This window comes from Dietzia sp. DQ11-44, from assembly GCF_014145205.1.
GTDB lineage: Bacteria > Actinomycetota > Actinomycetes > Mycobacteriales > Mycobacteriaceae > Dietzia > Dietzia natronolimnaea.
Map to the genome: position 1 here is coordinate 1 of NZ_JAALEC010000031.1, position 3,487 is coordinate 3,487.

Below are 3,487 nucleotides of genomic sequence, written 5' to 3' on the forward strand. Positions count from 1 at the left end.
CGCGGACGCCGTCGACGTCGAACTCGAGGGCCTGGGGCCCGATCTCGCCACCCCCGTCAACCCGGCCAAGCTCCTCGCCACCGCGGTCGCCGGTTCGGACCCGCTCGTCTGGATCCACTCGGATCCGTTGTCCGCGGCCTACTGCGACAGGGCGGTGGCCGCGTTCTGCGACGCCGGCCGGGTCACGGCGACCTCCTCCGTCACCGACGCCGTCCGGTCGCAGGCCGAGCGCGCCCGAGGGCTGCCCGCCGTGGACCCCCTCGCGAGTCTGTTCCACGACGACCAGCTCGACGGTGAACGCGAGGACAGGACCATCCGGCACCTCGGTATGGTGCTCAGCGCGGACGAGGAATTCGTCCGCCTGGCCGCGGGCCCGCTCGCGGACGTCGAGTGGATCTCCGATCGTGGTCGGGACACGGTCGGTGCCACACCGGCCCCGTTGAGCGGAAAGGTGGCCGCGCTCATGGCACGGACCGAGCTCTCCGCCGCGTACCTGCTGGTGGGGGGGCTCTAGAACCGTGGTCGCTCTCACCCCGGTCGTCCAGGCGTACGCATGGGGCTCGCGGACAGCGCTCCCCGAGTTGTGCGGAACCCACTCCCCGGCACCGCACCCGGTGGCCGAGCACTGGTTCGGCGCCCACGACTCCGGCTCGTCGCTCTGCGCCGACGGGCGGGGGTTGGACGCGCGGATCGCCGCCGACCCCGAGGGAGAGCTCGGGGCGCGGGTGGCCGCGGAACACGGGGGCGGACTGCCGTTCCTGGTCAAGCTCCTGTCCGCCGAGCAGGCGCTCTCCCTGCAGGCGCACCCGTCCCCGGAGAGGGCGAGGGAGGGTTTCGCCGCCGAGGACGCGCGGGGGATCGCCGTCCACGCCCCGGATCGCAACTACCGCGACACCAACCACAAGCCCGAGATCCTGGTGGCCCTGACCGAGTTCCACGCGCTGGTCGGATTCCGCCCCGTGCCCCGTACCGTGGCGTTGTTCGACGCCCTCGACGTGCCGGCCCTGCGCCCCTACCGCGACATGCTGGACGGCCAGCCGGACGCGGAGGGCCTCCGTGCGGTGTTCACCACCGTCGTGACGATGCCGCACATGGCGTTGGAGACGGTGGTGGCGGACCTGGTCACCGGCGCCGTGGGGTACCTCACCGCGGAGGGTGTCTCCGGCGAGTGGTCGAACGAGGCCACGACCGTGGTCGAGCTCGCCGAGCGGTACCCCACGGATCCCGGTGTCCTGGGTGCCCTGCTGCTCAACAGGGTGGTGCTCCGGCCGGGACAGGCCGTGTACCTGGGCCCCGGTCAGCTCCACGCCTATCTCCGCGGAGTCGGGGTGGAGGTCATGGCCAACTCGGACAACGTCCTGCGCGGGGGCCTGACACCCAAGCACGTCGACGTCCCGGAGCTGATGCGGGTGCTCGCGTTCGACCCGCTCGCGGACCCCACGGTGCGGCCGGTCCCCGCCGATCGCGGGATCCCCGGGGAGGTGGACTACCCCACGCCCGAGCCCGACTTCGCGCTCTCGCGCATCGTGCTCCCCGCCGGCACCGGCCCCGTCACCTACCGGACCGACGGCCCGGAGGTCCTGTTGTGTACCTCCGGCCGGGTGTGCGTGTCGGAGAACGGGACCACGGAGACGCTGGGGCCCGGCCACGCGGTGTGGGTCCCCGCCTCGACGCCGGTGGTGGAGCTGGAGGGCGCCGACGGGGCCACCGTCTTCCGCACCCGGGTCGGCGGTCCGGAGACGGGGACGGCGTAGCGGTAGAGCTCCCCGCTAGTGTGGTGCGGAAGTCTTTTCCGAACTACGAGGAGCTGGTCGCACACATGTCCGCTGATCTGCACGTGCAGTCCGTCAACGGTGTCGAGTTCAAGGTGGCGGATCTGTCGCTGGCGGAGGCGGGCCGCAAGCAGATCCGTCTGGCCGAGCACGAGATGCCCGGCCTCATGGCGCTGCGCGAGGAGTACGGGGCGGAGCAGCCGCTGGCGGGGGCCCGGATCGCCGGGTCCATCCACATGACGGTGCAGACCGCCGTGTTGATCGAGACGCTGACCGCGCTGGGCGCGGAGGTCCGGTGGGCCTCGTGCAACATCTTCTCCACGCAGGACGAGGCGGCCGCCGCCGTCGTCGTGGGCCCGGAGGGCACGCCCGAGGCCCCGTCCGGCGTGCCGGTGTTCGCGTGGAAGGGCGAGACGCTCGCCGAGTACTGGTGGTGCACGGAGCAGATCATGACCTGGCCCGGCACCGATCCCAACATGATCCTCGACGACGGTGGCGACGCCACCATGCTCGTGATCAAGGGCAAGGAGTTCGAGCAGGCCGGGGCCGTGCCGTCGGACGACCCCGCCTGGTCGGCGGAGGAGAAGGTCTTCCACGCGCTGCTGCGCGAGTCCGTGCCGGCCCACCCGGGCAAGTACACGGCCATCGCCGAGTCGGTCCAGGGCGTCACCGAGGAGACCACCACCGGCGTACACCGCCTGTACCACTTCCACGCCGAGGGTGTGCTGCCGTTCCCGGCGATCAACGTCAACGACGCGGTCACCAAGAGCAAGTTCGACAACAAGTACGGCACCCGCCACTCGTTGCTGGACGGCATCAACCGCGGCACCGACGCCCTCATCGGCGGCAAGAAGGCCCTGGTGTGCGGTTACGGCGACGTGGGCAAGGGGTGCGCCGAGGCCCTCGCCGGCCAGGGCGCGCGCGTCCAGGTCACCGAGATCGACCCGATCAACGCGCTGCAGGCCCTCATGGACGGCTTCGACGTGGTGACCGTGGACGAGGCCATCGAGGCGGCCGACATCATCATCACGGCCACCGGCAACAAGGACATCATCACCTTCGACCACATGAAGCGGATGAAGAACAAGGCGATCCTGGGCAACATCGGCCACTTCGACAACGAGATCGACATGGCCGGACTGGAGTCCGCGGCGGACGTCACCCGCATCAACATCAAGCCGCAGGTCGACGAGTTCGTCTTCGACTCCGACGGCCGCTCGATCATCGTGCTGTCGGAGGGGCGTCTGCTCAACCTCGGCAACGCCACCGGCCACCCGTCGTTCGTGATGTCCAACAGCTTCTCCGACCAGGTGATCGCCCAGATCGAGCTGTTCAGCAAGGCCGACCAGTACCCGATCGGCGTCCACCTGCTGCCCAAGATCCTCGACGAGAAGGTCGCGCGCCTGCACGTCGAGGCACTCGGTGGATCGCTCACCACGCTCGCCAAGGACCAGGCCGAGTACATCGGTGTGGACGTCGAGGGCCCGTACAAGCCCGACCACTACCGGTACTGATCCGATCCCGTGGTCGCGCGTCTGGTCGTCGTCGAGGGGCTCGACGGCGCGGGCAAGAACACCCTGACGACCGCCCTGGTCGGTGAGCTCACCGACCGGGGTGTGTCGGTCGGGCGTCTGGCGTTCCCCCGGTACGGGACCCTGCACGCCGACCTGGCCGCCGACGCCCTGCACGGCGGCCAGGCCGGTACGGCCGACTCC

General features: G+C 70.5%; 2 protein-coding genes and 2 pseudogenes. All 4 read left to right on the forward strand.

Features of this window, described 5'->3' with window-relative positions:
* A pseudogene (locus tag G6018_RS00905) lies at positions 1 to 514 on the forward strand (hypothetical protein); the annotation flags it as partial.
* Between the two features lie 4 nt (positions 515 to 518).
* Entirely contained in the window at positions 519 to 1,754 is a 1,236-nt protein-coding gene (gene manA / locus G6018_RS00910) for a mannose-6-phosphate isomerase, class I (protein ID WP_182638490.1), read from the forward strand.
* A 65-nt stretch (positions 1,755 to 1,819) separates the two neighbouring features.
* Complete coding sequence (ahcY, locus tag G6018_RS00915; RefSeq protein WP_182638491.1) at positions 1,820 to 3,286, forward strand: adenosylhomocysteinase; 1,467 nt, start codon at positions 1,820 to 1,822, stop codon at positions 3,284 to 3,286.
* Positions 3,287 to 3,295: 9 nt separating this feature from the next.
* Positions 3,296 to 3,487, forward strand: a pseudogene (locus G6018_RS00920) (dTMP kinase); the annotation flags it as partial.

Coding starts and splice junctions, on each gene's coding strand:
- ahcY (WP_182638491.1), top strand. CDS start 1,820: ATGTCCGCTGATCTGCACGTGCAGTCCGTCAACGGTGTCGAGTTCAAG.